Origin of the sequence: Thiomicrorhabdus xiamenensis, assembly GCF_013282625.1 — a bacterium.
Taxonomy (GTDB): domain Bacteria; phylum Pseudomonadota; class Gammaproteobacteria; order Thiomicrospirales; family Thiomicrospiraceae; genus Thiomicrorhabdus; species Thiomicrorhabdus xiamenensis.
Genome location: NZ_CP054020.1, coordinates 157,483 through 177,723, shown reverse-complemented (window position 1 = coordinate 177,723; position 20,241 = coordinate 157,483). Strand labels below are relative to the sequence as shown.

General features: G+C 47.9%; 21 protein-coding genes. 7 read left to right on the top strand and 14 right to left on the bottom strand.

Annotated elements, in window-relative coordinates:
• Positions 1-37 precede the first annotated feature (37 nt).
• From HQN79_RS00810 to HQN79_RS00800, 3 genes are all read left to right on the top strand, one after another.
• On the top strand, positions 38-1,150 hold the full coding sequence (locus tag HQN79_RS00810; RefSeq protein ID WP_173283810.1) for an alpha-hydroxy acid oxidase: 1,113 nt from the start codon (positions 38-40) through the stop codon (positions 1,148-1,150).
• Positions 1,143-1,829 (top strand): Fe2+-dependent dioxygenase, encoded by a 687-nt coding sequence (locus tag HQN79_RS00805; protein WP_173283809.1) that lies wholly within the window; start codon positions 1,143-1,145, stop codon positions 1,827-1,829. The genes HQN79_RS00810 and HQN79_RS00805 overlap by 8 nt, the downstream gene beginning before the upstream one ends.
• Before the next feature lie 127 nt (positions 1,830-1,956).
• Positions 1,957-2,601, top strand: coding sequence for a peroxiredoxin (locus HQN79_RS00800; protein WP_173283808.1), 645 nt, complete (start codon positions 1,957-1,959; stop codon positions 2,599-2,601).
• Positions 2,602-2,739: 138 nt separating this feature from the next.
• On the opposite strand, the gene HQN79_RS00795 is transcribed toward HQN79_RS00800, so the two are convergent.
• From HQN79_RS00795 to HQN79_RS00765, 7 genes are all read right to left on the bottom strand, one after another.
• Positions 2,740-3,948 (bottom strand): molybdopterin molybdotransferase MoeA, encoded by a 1,209-nt coding sequence (locus HQN79_RS00795; protein ID WP_173283807.1) that lies wholly within the window; start codon positions 3,946-3,948, stop codon positions 2,740-2,742.
• A gap of 267 nt (positions 3,949-4,215) precedes the next feature.
• Positions 4,216-4,677 (bottom strand): molybdopterin synthase catalytic subunit MoaE, encoded by a 462-nt coding sequence (moaE, locus tag HQN79_RS00790; protein ID WP_173286861.1) that lies wholly within the window; start codon positions 4,675-4,677, stop codon positions 4,216-4,218.
• Between the two features lie 24 nt (positions 4,678-4,701).
• Positions 4,702-4,950 (bottom strand): molybdopterin converting factor subunit 1, encoded by a 249-nt coding sequence (gene moaD, locus HQN79_RS00785; RefSeq protein WP_173283806.1) that lies wholly within the window; start codon positions 4,948-4,950, stop codon positions 4,702-4,704.
• Between the two features lie 31 nt (positions 4,951-4,981).
• On the bottom strand, positions 4,982-5,983 hold the full coding sequence (gene moaA / locus HQN79_RS00780) for a GTP 3',8-cyclase MoaA (protein ID WP_173283805.1): 1,002 nt from the start codon (positions 5,981-5,983) through the stop codon (positions 4,982-4,984).
• Between the two features lie 326 nt (positions 5,984-6,309).
• Positions 6,310-7,380 (bottom strand): c-type cytochrome, encoded by a 1,071-nt coding sequence (locus HQN79_RS00775; RefSeq protein WP_173286859.1) that lies wholly within the window; start codon positions 7,378-7,380, stop codon positions 6,310-6,312.
• Positions 7,367-8,728, bottom strand: coding sequence for a sulfite dehydrogenase (soxC, locus tag HQN79_RS00770; RefSeq protein WP_173283804.1), 1,362 nt, complete (start codon positions 8,726-8,728; stop codon positions 7,367-7,369). Before soxC ends, HQN79_RS00775 begins: the two co-directional genes overlap by 14 nt.
• Before the next feature lie 246 nt (positions 8,729-8,974).
• The gene (locus tag HQN79_RS00765; RefSeq protein WP_173283803.1) at positions 8,975-9,421 is read right to left on the bottom strand and encodes a hypothetical protein; all 447 of its coding nucleotides are present in this window, start codon (positions 9,419-9,421) and stop codon (positions 8,975-8,977) included.
• Between the two features lie 209 nt (positions 9,422-9,630).
• On the opposite strand from HQN79_RS00765, the gene hemB reads away from it, so the two are divergent.
• The 3 genes from hemB (at position 9,631) to aroE (ending at position 12,432) form a co-directional block, all read left to right on the top strand.
• Positions 9,631-10,632: a porphobilinogen synthase gene (hemB, locus tag HQN79_RS00760; protein ID WP_173283802.1), complete on the top strand. Its 1,002-nt coding sequence runs from the start codon at positions 9,631-9,633 to the stop codon at positions 10,630-10,632.
• Between the two features lie 136 nt (positions 10,633-10,768).
• Positions 10,769-11,524: a hypothetical protein gene (locus HQN79_RS00755; protein ID WP_173283801.1), complete on the top strand. Its 756-nt coding sequence runs from the start codon at positions 10,769-10,771 to the stop codon at positions 11,522-11,524.
• 65 nt (positions 11,525-11,589) lie between these two features.
• Positions 11,590-12,432, top strand: a complete 843-nt coding sequence (gene aroE, locus HQN79_RS00750; RefSeq protein WP_173283800.1) for a shikimate dehydrogenase — start codon at positions 11,590-11,592, stop codon at positions 12,430-12,432.
• 108 nt (positions 12,433-12,540) lie between these two features.
• Here the strand turns inward: aroE and HQN79_RS00745 are convergent, their stop codons facing one another.
• Positions 12,541-13,074: a gamma carbonic anhydrase family protein gene (locus HQN79_RS00745; RefSeq protein WP_173283799.1), complete on the bottom strand. Its 534-nt coding sequence runs from the start codon at positions 13,072-13,074 to the stop codon at positions 12,541-12,543.
• Positions 13,075-13,356: 282 nt separating this feature from the next.
• Between HQN79_RS00745 and HQN79_RS00740 the strand changes: the two genes are divergently transcribed.
• A complete protein-coding gene (locus HQN79_RS00740) occupies positions 13,357-13,761 on the top strand; it encodes a PilZ domain-containing protein (protein WP_173283798.1) in 405 nt (134 codons plus the stop codon).
• 68 nt (positions 13,762-13,829) lie between these two features.
• Here HQN79_RS00740 and HQN79_RS00735 read toward each other — a convergent pair whose 3' ends face one another.
• From HQN79_RS00735 to HQN79_RS00710, 6 genes are all read right to left on the bottom strand, one after another.
• Positions 13,830-15,161, bottom strand: coding sequence for a hypothetical protein (locus HQN79_RS00735; RefSeq protein ID WP_173283797.1), 1,332 nt, complete (start codon positions 15,159-15,161; stop codon positions 13,830-13,832).
• Positions 15,162-15,329: 168 nt separating this feature from the next.
• Positions 15,330-16,685, bottom strand: coding sequence for a glutathione-disulfide reductase (gene gorA, locus HQN79_RS00730; RefSeq protein WP_173283796.1), 1,356 nt, complete (start codon positions 16,683-16,685; stop codon positions 15,330-15,332).
• Positions 16,686-16,819: 134 nt separating this feature from the next.
• Positions 16,820-17,560 (bottom strand): glutathione peroxidase, encoded by a 741-nt coding sequence (locus HQN79_RS00725; protein ID WP_173283795.1) that lies wholly within the window; start codon positions 17,558-17,560, stop codon positions 16,820-16,822.
• Positions 17,561-17,815: 255 nt separating this feature from the next.
• Positions 17,816-18,265: a hypothetical protein gene (locus HQN79_RS00720; RefSeq protein ID WP_173283794.1), complete on the bottom strand. Its 450-nt coding sequence runs from the start codon at positions 18,263-18,265 to the stop codon at positions 17,816-17,818.
• A 32-nt stretch (positions 18,266-18,297) separates the two neighbouring features.
• Positions 18,298-19,491: a BaiN/RdsA family NAD(P)/FAD-dependent oxidoreductase gene (locus tag HQN79_RS00715; protein ID WP_173283793.1), complete on the bottom strand. Its 1,194-nt coding sequence runs from the start codon at positions 19,489-19,491 to the stop codon at positions 18,298-18,300.
• On the bottom strand, positions 19,491-20,237 hold the full coding sequence (locus HQN79_RS00710; protein ID WP_173283792.1) for a competence/damage-inducible protein A: 747 nt from the start codon (positions 20,235-20,237) through the stop codon (positions 19,491-19,493). Before HQN79_RS00710 ends, HQN79_RS00715 begins: the two co-directional genes overlap by 1 nt.
• Positions 20,238-20,241 lie beyond the last annotated feature (4 nt).

The window sequence follows — 20,241 nt, the reverse complement described above, 5'->3', positions numbered from 1 at the left end:
TACGATGTTTGCTGAGATTTCTACTTTGGAGGCCAACTTGTTTGAAGATTATGCACAACTACAAAGTCACGTTCTGTGTGCGCAAGATTTTGAAGTGCTTGCGCAGACAAAAATTGACGATGCGCTTTTCGCCTATCTCAGCGGCGGAAGCGGGCAGGAGCACAGTCTTAAACGCAACCTGGACGCTTTTAACGAAATGACTTTAACGCCCAACAGCCTTGAAAATGTTGCCGACGGAAACAGTCACTGGCACTATCAGGAGCAACGCTTTTCCGCTCCGATTATATTAGCGCCGGTCGCCCATCAAACGCTGCTGCATGCAGATGGCGAACGCGCCTGCGCCCAAGCCGCAGAAGCGCTTGAGCAAGGCATGGTATTAAGCACACTTTCCGGCTACTCGCTGGAAGACGTTGCCGATGCGGCGAACGGTTGGAAAGCCTTTCAACTCTATGCTCAGCCACGCCAGCAAGACTCGTTCGACCTGATTCATCGTGCGCATCAGGCCGGTTATCAGGCCGTTGTGATTACCGTCGATGCACCGGTGCAACAAGTTTCGTTACAAGCCCGCCATTTGGGATTCAAATTGCCACCGGAAAAACCGATCAATCTGCGTCCGTACGACGATCTGCCTACTCCGAAAATCAAACCTGATGAAAGCTATATTTTTCAGGGCATTATGGCTCAGGCGCTTAACTGGAAAACACTGCAAAACCTGATGGATTACAGCCGCCAACTTGGCCTGAAAGTATGGGTTAAAGGGGTATTAGACCCGAAACAGGCACAAAAGCTGCAAACAATGGGGGCTGACGCTCTGATTGTCTCCAATCACGGCGGCCGCGCCTTGGATAGCGCCATCTCGAGCCTGGAAGCCTTACCGACGATACGCCAATCGGTCGGCCCTGAAATGACACTGTTATTGGACAGCGGAATTCGCAGCGGCCAGGATATCTTCAAAGCTTTAGCTTCAGGTGCGGATGCCGTTTTAGTCGGGCGATTACAGGCTTATGCACTCGGTGTCGCCGGTGCGCTCGGTGTCGCGCATCTGCTTAAGCTTCTGACCGAAGAATTACAGTTAACCATGGCGCTGTGCGGCTGTTCCAATTTACAGGACATTCGAATGATTAATTTAGGAGACAACAACGATGTTTAAAATTATTCACTCCGTTTTCAGCGAACAAGAGTGCCTGCAAATCCGCCGCCAGCTGGAACAGGGCGAATGGACTGACGGAGCGGCGACGGCCGGCTCTCTGGCACGGCAGGTTAAGCAGAATCTGCAACTTGACGATGCTTCAGAACTAGCCCGAGCACTGAGTCGACAGGTAGAAAAACGTCTTCTGAAAACCGAGTCATTTGTCAGTGCCGCCCTGCCCAATTACTTCTACCCACCGAAATTCAACCTGTATCAGAATGGCGGTTTTTACGGCGCTCATGTCGACAATGCCATTCTGAATCATCCATACAGCGGAGAAAAGTTACGTGCAGATCTTTCCGCCACCCTGTTTCTAAACGATCCCGACAGTTATGTGGGCGGCGAACTGCAGATCGATACCGGTATGGGTGTGCAGGAAATCAAACTCAAAGCCGGCGACATGGTGCTGTACGACTCCGGGGCGCTGCATCAGGTACTTCCGGTCACCGAGGGACAGCGGATCGCCAGTTTCATGTGGATACAGAGCCTGATTCAGGACAGCAAAGCCCGTAGCATGCTCTATCAACTGGATCAGAGCATTCAAAGTCTGCGCCGCCAGCTGAACGATTCACAGCAACACGATGACGTTCTGCAATTGACCGAGTTGTATCACAACCTTCTCAGATACTGGACACAATAAACAGGAGGGCATTAGTTTATTTCTATCGTTAAATTAAAAACATTAAATTAGATTTATTAAAATCACTTCGCTAAACTTATTCACGGATTCGATAAATAGATAAATAAAACTTATATAGGACATTGATATGGAAAACACAACTTTTGGATTACCACGTTTGAATGAAGCCGCACCTGCATTTGATGCCGTAACGACTCACGGCCGCAAAACGCTTGAAGACTATAAAGGGAAATGGCTGGTTCTTTTCTCGCATCCGGCGGATTTCACTCCGGTTTGTACGACGGAATTCATGGCCTTCCAGGAACGTAAAGATCAGTTTGATGCATTGAACTGTGAACTTCTTGGCCTTTCAATCGACTCGCATCACTCGCATAACGCTTGGGTTCTGAACATCAAAGAGAAATTCGGCATCGATATCCAGTTCCCGATTATCGCCGATCTGGACATGAAAGTTGCTCAGGCTTACGGAATGGTTCACCCAGGTGCAGCGGATACCTCAGCGGTACGTGCTACTTTCATTATCGACCCTGAAGGGGTTCTGCGCGCAATGGTTTACTATCCAATGAGCAACGGCCGTCAGATCGACGAATTCGTTCGTCTTCTTGAAGCAATGCAGACTTCTGACGCGAACGCTTGTGCAACACCGGAAAACTGGCGCAAGGGCGAAAAAGTAATCGTTCCACCAGCGGCGACGGTTGAAGAAGCAAAAGCCCGTATGGAATCTGGCGAGTACGAGTGTGTAGACTTCTACTTCTGTAAAAAATCTCTGTAATCTAATGACTTAAATCGGCCTTTTAGCCTGATTTAAACAGATTGGATAAAAAAGCCGCAGTGACGACGCCATCACTGCGGCTTTTTTTATACCTGAAGACAAGCGGTAAACAACGATATCTACTGCTTTCGGGAAGCGTCAGACAAAGGCGCTAAACGGATAGAAGGCCACCGTGTCGCCTTTCTTGATCGTGCTGTCTTCCGGAATAACGACAAAGCCTTCCGCCCAGGAAGTGGACATCAAAACTCCGGAGCCTTGATGCGGGTAGATTTCAGCGACCGTTTGCTGACGTTTATTGGTCATTCGCGCACGTAAGAAATCTCGACGGAAATTGGCTTTCGGCCAATCAAAATCGGCCTGCAACCAGATCGGATTGGTTTTGATCTGCTCTGCACCCTGCATTTTCATCAGATAAGGACGGGCAAACAACTTAAAAGTTGCAAAGGCGGAAACCGGATTCCCCGGCAAACCGATAAACGGTACTTGCCCTTTATCGACACCGATCTTACCGTAAGCGATCGGTTTACCCGGCTTCATCTTCACCTTCCACATATTCAATTCACCCAGGCTCTCGAGTGCCGGTTTGATGTGATCTTCTTCACCAACCGATACTCCGCCAGTCGTCATCACAACATCTGCAATATCCGCCGCTTTCTTCATCGCCTCTATGGTGCCTTCCAGCGTATCCGCGACATGCCCAAGATCAATCAGTTCAAAGCCCAACTGTGGAATCAACCCCTGTAAGGTATAGCGGTTGGCATTGTAAATTTTGCCTTCCTGCGGCTCACTGCCCGGTTCCAGCAGTTCGTCACCGGTGGTAAAGGTCGCAACTTTAAGCGGTTTAAACACCTTGATCTCGCCGATACCGATCGAGCTGATCAATCCCAGTTCCTGTGGTCGAAGACGGGTTCCCGCCTGTAAAATCACCTGCCCTTGCTGAATGTCTTCGCCTTTCTTGCGTACATTGGCGCCAGGCTGCGCCTTGATATTAATCTGAATCTGCCCGTCAACCTCTTCAGTATCTTCCTGCATCACAACCATATTGGCGCCTGACGGAATCGGCGCACCGGTAAAGATTCGTGCCACGGTTCCGTGCTGTAACTCGGCGCCAACCTCTCCGGCTGCAATGCGCTGACTGACAGGGAAAAGGTTTCCATGCTCCAGATCAAAACTGTGAAGCGCATAACCATCCATCTGACTGTTGTCATGCGGCGGCACATTAACGCTGGAGACAATATCTTCGGCAAGAATGCGCTGCAGACCTTCGCCGACATTAATAGTTTCGGATTCAGTGGTCACCTGCACATCGGATAGCAGGGCATATAAGGCTTCATCAAAGGTTTTCATGGTTTTCTCTTAAAGCAATTCGGTTCAAAATCAAAAGTGATTAAAAATACATTTCAAATAATGTGGAGGGATGGTTTACAGTCGAGGCGTAAGACTGGCGAGCAATTCAAGCATTCATTCAACATAAAGCCAAAAAAATTTGCGGGCGTTATGAGAAGACTTAAATCGAGACACAAGTCGGTGTACTCACGCTACAAAGAGTAAATAAGCACTTTAAGCAGGCTTGCAACAAAGCGTTAAGTTTTCGCAGTAGCGTGCACAGCCTTTTTATTTAGCCCAACGGGATTCCGCTTCTTTATCGGAAACCCGTGCATCGACCCAGCGCTCGGCTCCGTCCGGGAGCGTTTCTTTTTTCCAGAAAGGCGCATTGGTTTTCAGGTAGTCCATAATAAAATGCGCCGCGTGAAACGCGTTTTCCCTGTGACGACTGGCAACGGCGACCATAACAATCTGGTCGCAAGGGTACATCTTGCCAATGCGGTGGATAATATGACTCGCTTCTAGATGCCATCGATCATGCGCTTCCAGACGGATTTTCTCCAAAGCCTTTTCAGTCATGCCCGGATAGTGTTCCAGCTCTAAAATCGAGACTTCGTCGCCTTCGTTAATATCGCGAACGGTTCCGACAAAAGTCACTACCGCGCCAATATCCTTATGGCCTTCACGCAGCTTCGCCGCTTCGGTGCTCAGGTCGAAATCCTCTTCCTGAATGCAGATATGCGGAAACATCGGTTCAGGGTTGTGCGTCACGGATCAGCCTCCCGTTACCGGCGGGAAAAAAGCTACTTCATCACCCGCCTTGATTGCGGTCTGACGGTTGGCAACATCGTGATTAACGGCGATTTGCAAATTCTGATTATGCAATAAAGCCTGCTGCCAGGTTTCACCTCGCGCAGCCAGATCCTTTAACAGGCAATCAACCGTCTGATAATCGGCAGGCAACTGTTCCTGAGCCTGACCTAGAATTTCGCGGAAACTGGCAAAATATAGAACATTCAACATGCTTTGATCCTCTACTCAATCAAATCGGGCCTTAACCGCCCAATTGCACCATTTGTCTGAATTCAATGTTGTGAACGTTTTCATTGAAGAAATGACGTTCCGGTTTTTTGGCAATCGCCTTAATAATTAGCTGCTCAAGCTCTGCGTCACTGATTCCTTCGCGCAAAGGAGTACGCAGGTCAACAGAATCTTCCTGACCGAGACACAAAGCAAGCACGCCGCGGGCCGTCAAGCGAACCCGGTTGCAGCTCTCGCAGAAATGCTGCGAAACCGCTGAGATCACGCCGATTCGTGCGTTGGTTCCGGCAATTTTGAAATTTCTGGCCGGGCCGGCATCGGAACGATCGGTTGACGGAATCAGATCGGCACCGACATGCGCTTTGACACGTTTAAGAATTTTCTCGGCTGCATAGTGCTGATCCATCATACTGACGCCGGCCGGTCCGATCGGCATGGTTTCGATAAAGCGGATTTCAACCCCTTTTTCGATCCCGTAATCGACCATCGCTTCAATTTCGTCGTCATTGGTTCCTTTCATAACGACCATATTGAATTTAACCGGCTTCATGCCAACTTCCAATGCCTTGTCGACTCCGGCAAGAACTTTCTCCAGATCGCCGCCGCGGGTAATTTTATTAAACCGCTGCGGGCGCAGAGAGTCGATCGAGATATTACAGCGATTGACCCCGGCTTTAACCAGTGCTTCGGCTTCACGGCCCAGATGGTGCGCATTTGTCGACAGCGCAATGTCTTCCAGGCCGTCGTATGGCTGAATCATCTCCACCAGCTCATACAGGCGTTTTCGAACCAAAGGCTCACCGCCCGTCAGACGAACTTTACTGACGCCCAAATTAACAAAAGCTTTGATTATCCGAGCCAATTCTTCGTATGAAAGATACTCTTTATGATGCCCATCAGGGTGCACGCCCTGCTCCGGCATACAGTAGCCGCAGCGATAGTTACACAGATCGGTCACAGAGACGCGTACATACTCGATTGTACGGTTAAATGGATCGATTAATGATTTACCCATAATAGTATTATTAGCTCTTATTCACCCGCTGAAACAAACAGCAACGTTATTGCTGTCTGGGAATAACGCATTCTACACCAAATTCTTTTTATGAAAAATGCAGTTTATTAGAAAAAACTTATATTGTGATAAATTATTCTCAAAGCGTTATTCCCCAAAAGAAATAGCGATAGATGGAAAGATCACCGGAGATTGTGCTGAATAAATAAGAAAAAACGGCTTGAGCAGCCAGAAAAGAAAGCGGTGCGCAGGGGTTGGTAAGTACACAAAAAAGCCCGCATAAAGCGGGCTTTTCAAGCTAGGTATTTAAAACACGAAGTTTTAAATTACATACCTGCGTGACCGACACCTGGCGGATCTTCATGCATACGTTGTGGAACGTTATACTGAGGAGTTCCGTCTGGTAGACGACGCGCTTGACGATAGTTGTGAATATCACCTTTACCATCACCAACTTGCTCATCCGCACAGTTTTCCATACAACGAGTGTTATGGATTACAGGACGGTGGTCACAGAAGAAGTTACCCTGGTTTTTCATGAACTTGTTCTGTTTCATCAGGATTTCTGAGTTGTAGAAAGTATCATCTTCTAGCTCAGTACCTTCCGCATCAACCGGAATGTAGTTCGCTTGCATGATGTAACCAGTAATACCCATGTAACCCGCATCACCGATGAACGGAGCGTTTGGAGTCCAGAAAGGCATTGTACGACGGATGTAATCGAAGAACGTTACAGCGTACGGCCAGTAGTTACCAACAGTTTTCATTGGTGCTGGATCGAAGAAAGATGAAGTAACTAGGTTCTCTTCTACCGCTAGAGGTAGGTAACCTTTAGCACCTTCACCGAATTCACCGTGACACATACCGCAGTACTGAACGTAAACTTTCGCACCTTCTTCAACAGTCATACCAACTGAAGGATCAGGAAGACCTTTACCATCACCGTCAACAACGATGTTCCACTTTTCTAGCGCTGATTCAGCGATAGGCGTACCGAAACCACGAGCTTCGAAGTCAGAATCGTTGTAGTAGTTAGCTTTCGCGCTGTCGTGAACTTCTACGAATGCCGCAGGGATCTTACATTGCGCGTTACCGTGGTTACCACCATCGATGCTATCATCTACTTCGAAAGAGTAAGGGTTAGCTGGATCTAGTTTAGATTCAAGACCGTCACGACCGTAAGTAGCGTCTTTACCCAGGATAGCTTCGATAACTTTAGCATCCAGGTATTTACCGTCTGCATCACGAATGATCTGTTCGTAGTTTGCAGCATATTTACCGTCGATTTTTTCACCAGAAGCAGAGTTGCTGTCTGAGTTACCAGACATCGCCATTGCAGAACCGGCAAATAGGGTTGCAACTGATGCTGCAACTAGAGTTTTCTTAGTACTGAACATTTTCAATCATGCCTCCGTTTTTGCCGTTTTCCCAAGCGTGTACGCGCCAAGTAACCATCGCAGTACGGTGGTAAACGTTGTTCGTACCTTCAAGTGCACGCATTTGCGGCATAGGCGGTTGAACGTAGCCGGTTTCGTCAGTTACACGGCTCATTAGGAATGCTTCTGAACCATCCCAATCCCATTCAACTTCGAAACGAGTCCAAGCTTTATCTAGAACCGGTGAAGTAAAGTGTGCTTCTTTCCAGTTTTTACCACCGTCGAAAGAAACATCAACGTGAGCAACTTTACCACGACCAGACCAAGCCAGACCACGTACATAGTACTTACCAGGACCTTGCATTTTGAAGTCTGGAGATGGGTAAGTGATAACAGAGTTAGGCTCCATGTACCAAGAGAAACGCTGTGCAGTACCATCAGGCATAAGCTCAGTGTACTTAGAAGTTTCTTCACGGTGCTGTGCAGGTACATCGTGAACCTGGATACGACGTAGGTATTTAACCCACATGTTCGCTTCACAACCTGGAACAACCAGACGGATTGGGTAACCTTGCTCACGACGTAGCGCTTCACCGTTCTGAGCGTAAGCTACGAAACAGTCATCCATCGCTAGATCGATAGGAATAGAACGAGTTAGACCCGCTGCATCCGCACCTTCAGGAATAATCCACTTACCTTCTGGCTTGATACCCGCTTCTTTCAATAGGTCAGATAGACGTACACCAGTGTATTCAACACAAGACATCATACCGTGAGTCCACTGAACAGAGTTCAACTGAACACCTTTCCATTCCATTGCACCGTTAGCAGGACACTCAACGAAGTGGATACGTGAAACTGATGGGAAGCGTTTTAGATCATCCATAGTGAAGATCAATGGACGCTCAACAAGACCGTGGATTACCAGACGGTGCTCATCAGGGTTGATTGTAGGAACACCACCGTGGAAACGTTCGAAGTGTAGACCGTTTGGAGTGATGATACCGTGCAGGCTTTGCAGCGGAGTCATTGTGATAGACGCCATAGAGTCAGGAGTCAACCACTCAAGAGTACGACGCTGAACTTCTTTCTCGAAAGGAGAAGGCATACCGTAAGGATACTTACGAACACCGAAACCTAGAGATTTACGTGCCGCACCATCTTGTAGTACTTCAGTAATTTCTTCTTTACCCGCGTAAGGTGCTACAGCTTTTTTAGGATCGAATCCTGCACCGTCTGCTGCGCTAGCTGCTTTAGTGAACATCACACCACCAGCTACGGCCGCCGAACCTTTTAGAAAGGCACGACGTCCTTGATTACGGCTCTCTTCTGTTTGAACCGCAACCTTTTCTACGATTTTATCTGTCATTTATTGCTCCTTGAAGGTTTTACTGCTTGCGTACAGTACTACCCCAGATTCAAGAGTTAAATATTATTTTTTAGCCTAAACGAGCGACCATTTTGGCTATACAGTTATTGCTGGTCGCTAATCATAAAATTTATCCACAGCGACTGCAAGTGCAAACACCGAGAAAAATTAGGACTCTCTTATATAATTTTTTTATGGCAGCGATGGATCAAATCTATGTCATGAAATCTATCTGACAAAAACACATCATATTGTGGGTAGATCAGATCGAGAACAGATTGGCCCGGTTTTTGGATTTTCAATGTCTTCAGCCACTTGCGCTAAAAACTGCTGTAATTCATCAATCGACAAAACCGATAGAATCTTATTCATGATTTCCGGATGAATCGCGACGGTCGTATACAGACCGGACTGCAATTTGACTTGCACACCACAGGCATCGGCCAAAGCGCCCATACCATCGTTTCCTTCAACTTCAGCGGCCTGATCCCCGAAAAACAGTTCGTCGTAGTGCGCTTCAAGCACCTCCATAAGACTTTCATCATCCGTACTGGCTGTCACATTGAAAACCGCATCGTCCCCGGACGGCGAAGTTTCCTCTTCCATTTCCGCCTGCACATTGTTCTGCTGACAGAAATCCATATAGCGCTGCGCCAGAGTCCGACTAAAGAAAGTAAACTGCATCGGTTCCATTTTTCACTTATCTCCATACAAAAATACACATGAACGGTCGATTATAAAGCTGATAATCGCTAAAAAATAATGAATTTACTCTTGCGGTCGATTCTGACGCTTTAAATTTAAAAATGAGCCGAGTATTATTCCTAAACTAATTCGACAAAGCTTCGAAAACTATTCCTGTCGAAGCCAGCAAACCCTATAAACCGATTCTGAGAGGCCCTATGCTTAATCGCCAATTCCCGATCACCCGTATGCGCCGCATGCGTAAGGATGATTTTTCGCGTCGCCTGATGCGAGAAAATGTCTTAACCCCTAACGATCTGATCTATCCGATGTTCGTTATCGAGGGACATAATAGCCGCGAGCCGGTTAAATCCATGCCGGGCATTGAACGTTTAAGCATTGACCTGCTGGTCGAGGAAGCCAAAGAAATCCACGCCCTGGGAATTCCGATGATCGCGATCTTTCCGGTAACGCCTGCCGAAGCAAAATCGCTGGATGCAGCTGAGGCTTACAATCCTGAAGGCTTGGCACAGCGTGCGGTTCGCGCGATTAAGGAAGCGGTTCCGGAACTGGGCGTTATGACCGATGTCGCTCTGGATCCTTTTACCACCCACGGACAGGACGGCATTATCGATGACGATGGTTATGTTCTGAATGACGACACCATTGATGTTCTGATGCAACAAGCGCTTTCACACGCCGAAGCCGGTGCCGACGTCGTTGCTCCATCGGACATGATGGATGGACGCATTGTCGAAATCCGCGAACTACTGGAAGACCACGGTTACATCAATACCCGCATTATGGCCTACTCGGCTAAATACGCGTCCAGCTACTACGGACCTTTCCGCGACGCGGTCGGTTCCGCGGGCAACCTTGGCAAAGGCAATAAATATACCTACCAGATGGATCCCGCCAACCGCAACGAAGCCTTGCATGAAGTCGCTCTAGACCTGAACGAAGGTGCCGACATGGTAATGGTTAAGCCGGGCATCCCCTATCTGGACATCGTTCGCGACGTGAAGGAAAACTTTAAGGCGCCGACCTACGTCTATCACGTCAGCGGTGAATATGCGATGCTTAAAGCGGCTGCCGAAAAAGGCTGGATCGAAGAACAACCGGTAGTTCTGGAGACGTTGCTTAGCTGTAAACGCGCCGGTGCCGACGGCATTCTGACCTATTACGCCAAACTGGCTGCAATGTGGCTTCAGGATCAATAATCGAGCACAACAAAAAGGCCTTAAAACGTAAGGCCTTTTTTTATTTTTCGACCTAACAAACTTTTCTTTTCCCTATCTTTTTTCTACATGGAATAATAAGCACTTTGATAAGTAAATTTTCAATACCCTTATATCCATGCCTTATCTGCACAGCCTTATTGTCCTCTTCGGTCTCCTGCTACTGAACATCCACAAATGCCAGGCAAATGAGCAACTCGATGCCATTTTCGGGTATACACCAAGCGAAACACCGCTTAATGTCGGAATCGGATTTGGCGTTCTCGAAGGCATGACATTCGAAGGCAGTATTGAAATCAACCCGCACATTAATCTCCGACTGGCGCATGCCCAGGGCGTCAAATACAAAAAATATGACCGTTATCTGGATTACGACTACCGCTACTACACCAATGGCGGCATGACATCGCTGATGCTGGATTACTTTCCCTTCAAAAGGGGATTTTTCCTCTCTTTCGGCTATGTCAGAAATAATTTCAAGATTCAGGGCGATTCGCAAATTCCGGAGGGAAGCTCTTACTCTTTCGGCGGCATGGAGCTTCTGGGAATCAACCTGATCAGTTTAAGCGCCACGGCAACCCAAGACATCACGCTTGACGGAAAAATTCGCTGGAAAGAGAGTGGCCCGCGCTTTTCGCTCGGATGGTTTTTCGATCTGACCAAGAATCTGAATCTGAAAATGGAGTTTGGTGCGCTCTTTTTCGGCGAACCGGAGCTCTACTTAGTCACCAGCGGCGAAGTCAACGGTGAAAATGTCAACAACATCGTGGAGGTCAACGAAGAAAAAGAACAACAGATCAAGAGTTTCGATAAAGACGCGTCCAAATACGATATTCTTCCTGTGGTTAACGTCGGGCTTAATTATCGCTTTTAAATATTTGCCATAGTTCCCTGCCCACGTAAAATAACCCGCAACATCAACTCAAACAGAAAGACGCCATGACAGATAAATATGCCGTAGTCGGCTACCCTATCGCCCACTCCAAATCGCCGCTGATTCACCGCCTGTTTGCCGAACAAACCGATCAGGACATCAGCTATGAAGCCATTCTAATCGACAATGAAGAGACCACTTTCGAGTGGAGCATGGCCGACTTGAAACAGCGCGGTTATAAAGGCATCAATATTACCGTCCCGTTCAAGCTGGACGCTTTCGAGTATGCCGACACCCTGTCCAGCCGTGCGCAGAGCGCGCATGCCGTCAATACATTTCTGTTTGACGACGAAGGCAAGACTCATGGCGACAATACCGACGGCATCGGCTTGGTGAACGATATTGAACAAAACGGGCAACGCCCTTTTTCGGGCCAAAAGGTGCTGATTCTGGGCGCCGGCGGTGCGGTTCAGGGCATTATGGAACCGCTGTTGGCTAAAAATCCCGCCAGCGTTCATATCGCCAATCGCACGGCCAAACGCGCGGAAGTGCTCGGCAATCGCTTTACGACCGAAATCCCTATCAGTGCCAGCGGCTGGGAAGATATTCCATGCAGCGAAGGCTATGACATTATCATCAATGGAACCTCGGCCAGCCTGGACAATAAACTGCCTCCGGTTTCCGAAAAAGTCTTAACGCCGGACAGCCTGGTATATGACATGATGTATGGCGCGGAGCCGACCATCTTTATGCAATGGGCTAAAAAGCATCAGCCGGCGTGCGAAGTTATGGATGGGCTTGGCATGCTGGTCGGTCAGGCGGCCGAAGCGTTTTATCTGTGGCGCGGCGTCCGACCGGAAACGGCTCCAGTCATTGCCACCGTTCGCGAAATGATGGCAAACTCGTAAACGCCAACTTCTTAAATCGGGCCTGAAAAAGACTTTTCTCAGGCTCTCGGCCATTTCAGTTGGTGTTTCAAGCAACTTTTGGCAGGGAGTTTGCGACTAAAAGCACGATTAATCTTCATCCTGCTGATAATCATTTTTCAGCTTCACATAATGCTCCGCCGAATACTTGAAGAAAGCGAGCTCTTTTTCTGTCAGCGGACGCGCCTGCTTGACCGGTGAACCGACATACAGATAACCGCTCTCAAGCACCTTCCCCGGAGGCACCAGTGCATTGGCGGCAACCAGAACGTGCTTTTGCACCACAGCGTTATCCAAGACCACTGCGCCCATACCGATCAAACATTCGTCTTCAATAATGCAGCCGTGCAAAACGGCGTTATGACCGATAGTCACATCCTGGCCGACAATACACTTCGACCCTTTGGAAATATCGCTTTCATGGGTAGTGTGAACCACAACACCGTCCTGAATATTGGAGCGCGCTCCGATCTCAATATCATTCACATCGCCGCGCAAGGTGGCATTCGGCCAAATACTGACATCTTCCGCCAGAACGCATCTACCGATCACAACCGCACTTTCATCGACCCAGGCAGTTGATGCGATTTTTGGGGCAATCCCTTTATATTTTCGAATACTCATCTCATTTCCTATCATCCATTTTCTCTCAGGTAGGATTGTAATGATTAATCTCGAAATTAACAGTCGCTTAGGTTGTCAAAGAGCCTTAGACACATTTCCCTCGGAGCGTTCGGAGCTCTATGTCAAACTGTGTACTTTTAATCTGCGCCATAGGATGAAAGAAATTCGCTTCAAAAAGTATAAATTTCTTTGACTCTTCCCTTGTTTTTGAAATAACCTTATTATCGAGTTATCAGTCAAAACTCCTGACATTTCAACTCCTTAAAACAAAGGAGGTCCAAAATGGACAGCCAGACAGCACAAAGCAAACTCGAAGAAGCCGTTTTGAATCGACGGGTCGCCAAACGAACCGAAGCGTGCATCCCGACCGTTGTGGTGGATAAAAATACGATGAGTTACAGCACAATTACCGACTTTTCCGATACCGGGTTGCGTCTGAATATTCCGTATCCGCTGGCACCGGATGATGAAGTCGAGTTACTCATCAAACCCAAAAACGACCCACTGGCGAAACCGGTTCACGTTAAATTAACGGTAAAACACTGCCGTGAAGAGAACCCACAGAACTTCTCCATCGGCGGGCAGCTCAAATACTGCTTTGACGGCCTTAAAATGCTGTTGCAGACCTACTCACAAAAACAACCGGGCAGTTCACTCAAAGATCGCTTAGGTTTTATCCTCGCTTAACCCCTTAGAGAGATTAACAAGTTAAATTCTTTCGGTCCTGTCGAAGCTCTTTCGGCAGGCTGTAACGTTTATTGCAAGCGCTTAATGAATCTGTCCATTGATTTGAAGCCGATCTCAGCCTTGGTTGAACAACCACGCACTCTGTCCTCATTAGGCTGATTCGCACATTTTTTTTCAATTTCCTGCTTTTTATCTTCCAGCTCATCTAAATAAGCATTGAAAGCCTCCCGCAACTCTTGATTGAAAACCTGCAATTGCTTCGTCTGCAGCAAACTCTGGTAATAACTTAAAAGAGCATGCACAGGCAAACCATCTTCAGTAATCCTCCCGCCATATAGATTATGTACAGCTCTATGAAAACGAAAATGCTTCATAAGCAGAACAGAAACCCCTTTATTGAATTTCTGGCTTTTATCATCTCCGCTCTGCAATTCAGCTAAACGCTCGGCATGGAATTCTTTACGACTCTGTTGTTTGGCATATAACTCATCAGCAAGCGCAATCTGCCTTTCCAGACCATTAACTTTGAAACGTAACGGTTGAAGCTCATTATGAAAATGTCGGGCCAAAATACTGGCAGGATCTCTCTGGTTCTGAATACGCGCGTTGTGTTTTTCCCAGGAGATGAGCTGTCGCTGATATTCCTGCTGGATAAAAGCTTGCGGATGCTCTCGCGCCAGTTTCAAATGCTCTCTCAGTGCAGGGCAGCTTTTATCTTCCTTCCACTCAGAACTGTCCACAGAATGATTCAAATAGCGAACTTCATTACCATTCTCGTCTATCTCTCCACTTTCTATCGATACGGCGTCGTTTACTGACTTTGCAGGAGGAATACAGTTGCGCTCAAAACCGTCTTGCATAGATTCCAAAACATAATCGGGAATTTCTTTCCAGGGAGTCGGCTTTTCTCTGATTTGCGAATTTTTCAGTGTCTCTAAATATCGCGTAACAATTTTGCGTTTTTTAACCGAATCGACGGCAAGCAGTTTGTCTATCGCCTGTTGTGTCTCAGCAAGCTCTTTATGTTTTTGTGCGATCCATTCCTCTTTAGACAGCTCACTTTCAGCCAATTTCTGCTGTAAATATTGCATGCTCTTTTTTTGCCGCTCTTCGGAACGGATGCCTACTTTTTCCTCAATCCTCCGAACTTCATTTGCTGTTGGATAAATTCCCTCTCTCTTAAGAAACTCTTCAACAATAAAATTCTTAATCAAGAAAAGCTGATGTCGGATAGATGGGTCACGATCCTCTACTGCAGTCTCAGGTAAAAGCTCGCTACCATATACTTTAGCTAAGAGGGAAGAATCCTCTGCTAAACTGGAGGAAAAACCTAAATTCAAGGCAAAGAAGAATATGGAAAGAAAGGCGTATCTTAAATCGGGAATCAGAACAGTTTGCATAACCTTCTCCTAAAAAGAATGGTTATTATTTATATTACGCCTATTCTATTTATTGCTACAGAGCATTATGCCTACAATCCCATTTATCACTATGCCTAAAAATAAAAAAGCCGACGGCACTTAAGCCGTCGGCTTTTTGGATATCTTTTTTCAGAAAAATGAAAAAGATTAACGCATTGTGACCAATTCTTCCGCACTGGACGGGTGAATAGCAATCGTCGCATCCAGATCCGCTTTAGTAGCATTCATCTGAACCGCCACCGCAAATCCTTGCAGCATCTCGTCCGCGCCGTCGCCGACAATATGAATTCCGACCACACGTTCTTCTTCACCGACAACCACCAGTTTCAAAGCCGTTTTGATCTGATGCTCGGTAAAAGCGTAACGCATCGGAGTAAAGATTGAGGTATACACCTTCACATTGTCATGCCCGTATTCGCGACGTGCATCATGCTCAGCCAATCCAACCGTACCGACCGGAGGATGCGAGAAAATCACCGTTGGCACTGCGTGCAAATCAAGGATCAATTCCGGTTTGTTATTATACAAACGCTCCGCAAGGTAACGTCCGGCACGAATTGCAACAGGCGTCAGCTGCGGCTGCCCGGTGACATCGCCGATCGCATAAATATTATCGACCGAAGTCTTATGACGCTCATCAACCTCAATAAAGCCTTTACCGTTTGCAGACAGACCGGCATTCTGCAACTGAAGCGGTTCAATCAATGTTTCGCGACCTACGGCCCAGACAACCTGATCAAAACCACCGATCTGCTGCCCATCGGTACTGAATACCGTAAGCGTACCGTCGGCTTCTTTGTGCAGTTTTTCAACCGCAAAGTGATACTCTTTTTTAATGCCGCTGGTAATCATGGCATCGGTCAGGGTTTCACGAATCATATCGTCAAATCCACGCAAAACCAGATCCTTACGGCTGACCAGAGTGGTTTCGGTTCCCAGCGCCTGAAAAACACCCGCCAATTCAACGGCAATATAGCCGCTACCGATAACCGCCACTTTTTTCGGTTGTTCTTTCAATGCAAAGAAACCGTCTGAAGTAATACCCAGATCACCGTTTTCGGTCTCCTGAGGAATCGTCGGCTGACCACCCGGAGCAATCACAATCGTTTCCGCCGTATAGGTTTTCCCATCGACTTCAACCGTATGCTCATCCACAAAGGAACCCCAGCCATGCAGAACATCCACACCTTTATCGGCCATATAGCCTCCATACCAGGTATTGATATTCGTGATGTACTGCTCACGCTGCTCAACCAGCTTGCCCCAGTCGAAACCGTCCTGTTTCACGTGAAAACCGTAATCCGGAGCATCGCGCAAAGCTTCGGCGATGTGTGCACCAAACCACATGACTTTTTTAGGAACGCAGCCGATATTAACGCAGGTACCACCAAGCTTTTTGGCCTCAACCACCGCACACTTTTTCCCGTACTCGGCAGCGCGTTCCACAACGGATAGACCGCCGCTTCCGGCACCAATCGCAATTAAATCGTAATCATATGCCATTATAAAATTCATCCTTGCCTCTGATCTTCAGCAGAGGTTTTACTACGCAGTAAAAGAAAGGGCGCCGGTCATGCCGATACCATGCAGCATGACCATTGCGCCCTCAACGGTTGTGTTTCAACAGGAGTTGAAGCTTATTTCTTCGCTAGATAAGCTTCCAACTCTTCGGAACCACCAACGTATTCGCCGTCGATAAAGATTTGTGGAACCGTTCCTGCATTGGCTACCGCACGCAAAGTACGAGAAGTCACACCTGAATGAGAAACCTTGATCTCTTCATAGTGGATATTGGCATCTTCAAGCATTGATTTCGCTTTCGCGCAGAAAGGACAACCGTCTTTACTGAAGACCGTTGCAACGCTTGGGTGCTTCGCATTCGGATTGATGTAGCTCAACATAGTGTCTGCATCAGAAACTTCGAATGGGTCACCAGGAACTTCCGGCTCGATGAACATCTTCTCGATAACACCGTCTTTAACCAGCATTGAATAACGCCATGAACGCATACCGAAACCAAGATCTTCTTTATTGACCAGCATTCCCATGCCTTCGGAGAATTCACCGTTACCGTCAGGAATCAGGCGAACGTTATCAGCTTCCTGATCCGCAGCCCATTCATTCATAACAAACGTATCGTTAACCGACATACAAACGATTTCATCAACACCGTTTTCGAAGAAAACCGGAGCCAACTCGTTATAACGTGGCAGGTGAGTAGATGAACAGGTTGGTGTAAACGCGCCTGGAAGCGAGAAAACCACAACTGTTTTACCTTTAAAAATTTCGTCAGTCGTAACATTTACCCACTGGTTGTTCTGACGGGTCGGGAAAGTGACATTAGGTACGCTTTGACCTTCACGATTTGGTAGAGCCATTTAGGAATTCTCCTCATTACTTGGTTGAGCTTAGAAAAATTTAAGTCATTAGATTTTTTTGTGACTTGTGGCTAGTTTATAGAAATTCTATATATTAGTAAAATTGAATCTTTCTTATAAATAGATAGTTTTTACCTATTAAAAAACCGGCCGCAAAAAGTCTGTGACCAATACATTAGCACGGCTAAGCAAAGATGTTTAGCCTTAAAACCTCCGGATATAAAAAAAGCGGATCAAGTCCGCTTCTTTTTCGGGTTACTGCAAGGTAGAGCCCTGCAATTTGCGCATAAACGGCTCCAACAGATCCTTCTCCTGAGCATATTTCATCAGCAAGCCCAATACCGCCTGATCTTCGTGCTGCGAGGCAATACGGGCGGCCAACTGAAACTCTTTTTCGGTGACATCCCCTTTAACCCCACCAAGTTCCAACAGCGCAGCGACGACACCGACATTCTGCAGGAGACAGGCCGCCTGCAAGGCTTTAACCGGCTCGCCGGTCGCATCCTTACCGACTTCCATTTGCGGCGAAACAAAATATTCCTGAACCAGAACTTTGGTCATCCAATAGTTCATCTCCGGTTCCGCCTCACTTTCCAGTGCATGCATAAACATCTCTTTCGGATCGGTCTGGTGGCGATTCACCAGTGTTTTGACGATATTCGAAAAAGAGTCGCGATTTTTTTCATCAAACCCTAATAAATTCATTGTGACATCCAAATTTTCATTAAATCTTTTCGCTACCGGTTTTCGCCCAAAGCGATTCCGCAGGCGACCGCAGACGCCCAGGCCCATTGAAAGTTAAAACCGCCCAATTGCCCGGTTACATCCAGCACTTCGCCAATAAAATACAATCCCGGCTGCTTTTTCGCCTCGAACGTTTTCGACGAGACTTCATCCGTATCGACCCCACCCAAAGTGACTTCGGCTTTCTCATATCCGCCGGTCTGTGACGGATACAGTTCCCAATGCGTCAGAAGACGGGCATAAGCCTCCAATTGCGCATCGTTGCAATTCGCCGGCTCGCTCTGCAAAGGGTACAGCGCCAACCAGAAGTTAACAAAACGTTTTGGCCAGAATCCGTGCAGCCACTTGGCAAGACTGCCGGCGCCCTGGCGGAGTTTCTTCAGTTCGGCCAGAACGTCCACCGTCGGCAAGAGCTCGACCGCGATCGCCTCCCCTTCCTGCCAATAATTCGAAGCCTGCAGAACCGCCGGCCCGCTTATCCCCTGATGGGTAAACAGCATCGCCTCTGCAAAACGCATCGAACCGGCACTGATCGCCACATCCAGCGAAATTCCCGACAATTCTGCACAACGCTGCTGCCATTTTCCGGAAAAATTCAACGGCACCAATCCGGGCCTCTGCGGCAAGACCCGTAAACCGAACTGTTCCGCCAATTCATAACCGAAACCGCTGGCTTTAAGCTTTGGAAAAGAACGTGCGCCGGTTGCAACAACCAGTTGTTTTGCCGAAAACCGACCTTGAGATGTGAGCACTTGATAACGCTGATCTCGATAAGTCACCCTTTCGACGGCATTTTTCAGCGAAAACTGCGCCCCCGCCCAATCGCACTCTGTGCGCAGAATCTGAATCAGATCCGAAGCACGATGGGCGCAGAACAATTTGCCCAGTTCACGCTCTTCGTACTCCAGCCCGTGACGATCGACCAATTCGATAAAAGCGCTGCTCGGATAACGAGACAACGCACTTTTGACAAAATGCGGATTTCGGCAGATGTAATTCTTGGGCGTGACATCCAGATTAGTGAAGTTACACTTACCTCCTCCGGAAATGCGGATTTTCGCCGCCGCCTTGGGAGCATGATCGATAACCAATACCGACAACCCCTGATAACCTGCTGTCGCAGAGCACATCAGCCCTGCCGCACCGGCACCGAGAATAATAACATCCCAATCTTGTTGCAGGCTCATCAGTACAAAGGCTCCCACTGCATATTCCGGCGCTCGATCTCCACTTTAATCTCGGTCATGCCGCGCTCGGCTTGATCTTCCTTGCCTTCTACGCCCAGCTCAATAAATCGCCGACCTTCCTCATCAATTTTCGGCAAACTGAACAGGCGCAAAGCCGGAAATCGCCGTTCGAATTGCTCCATAAACTCGATCCATTCCGACTCCTGTCCGTCCGTAATCAACACGGCATGTTCTACGTTACACTCTCCGAACAGCGCTTGATAGTGGTTATCCAAAACCCACTCCATCATCGGTTTGGCCATCACCGGAAACCCGGGCATAAAATGATGCTGTCTGATGGAAAACCCCGGAACACGGTTATAGGCGTTCGGGATAATCTCCGCACCCGCAGGGTATTCCGCCATACGAATTCTCTGTGGATAAGCTTGTTCGCCAAACTGCGCTTCGATCTCGGCTACCGCCTGCGGATGACGCTCCAACGACAACCCCAAAGCCTTCGCGGCACATTGCCGCGTGCGGTCGTCCGGTGTCGCGCCTATGCCACCGAAACAGAAAACAATATCCCCGCTGGCAAAACTGCGACTCAGCGTCTGCTGCAAACGTTTAGGCTCGTCACCGAGGATCTGCACCCAACTCAGCGCCAGACCGCGTGGACGAAGCAATTCATTCGCCTGCGCCAGATGCCGATCCTGACGTTTGCCGGAAAGCACCTCATCCCCAATTATGATCAAGCCTATTGTCGGCACGCGA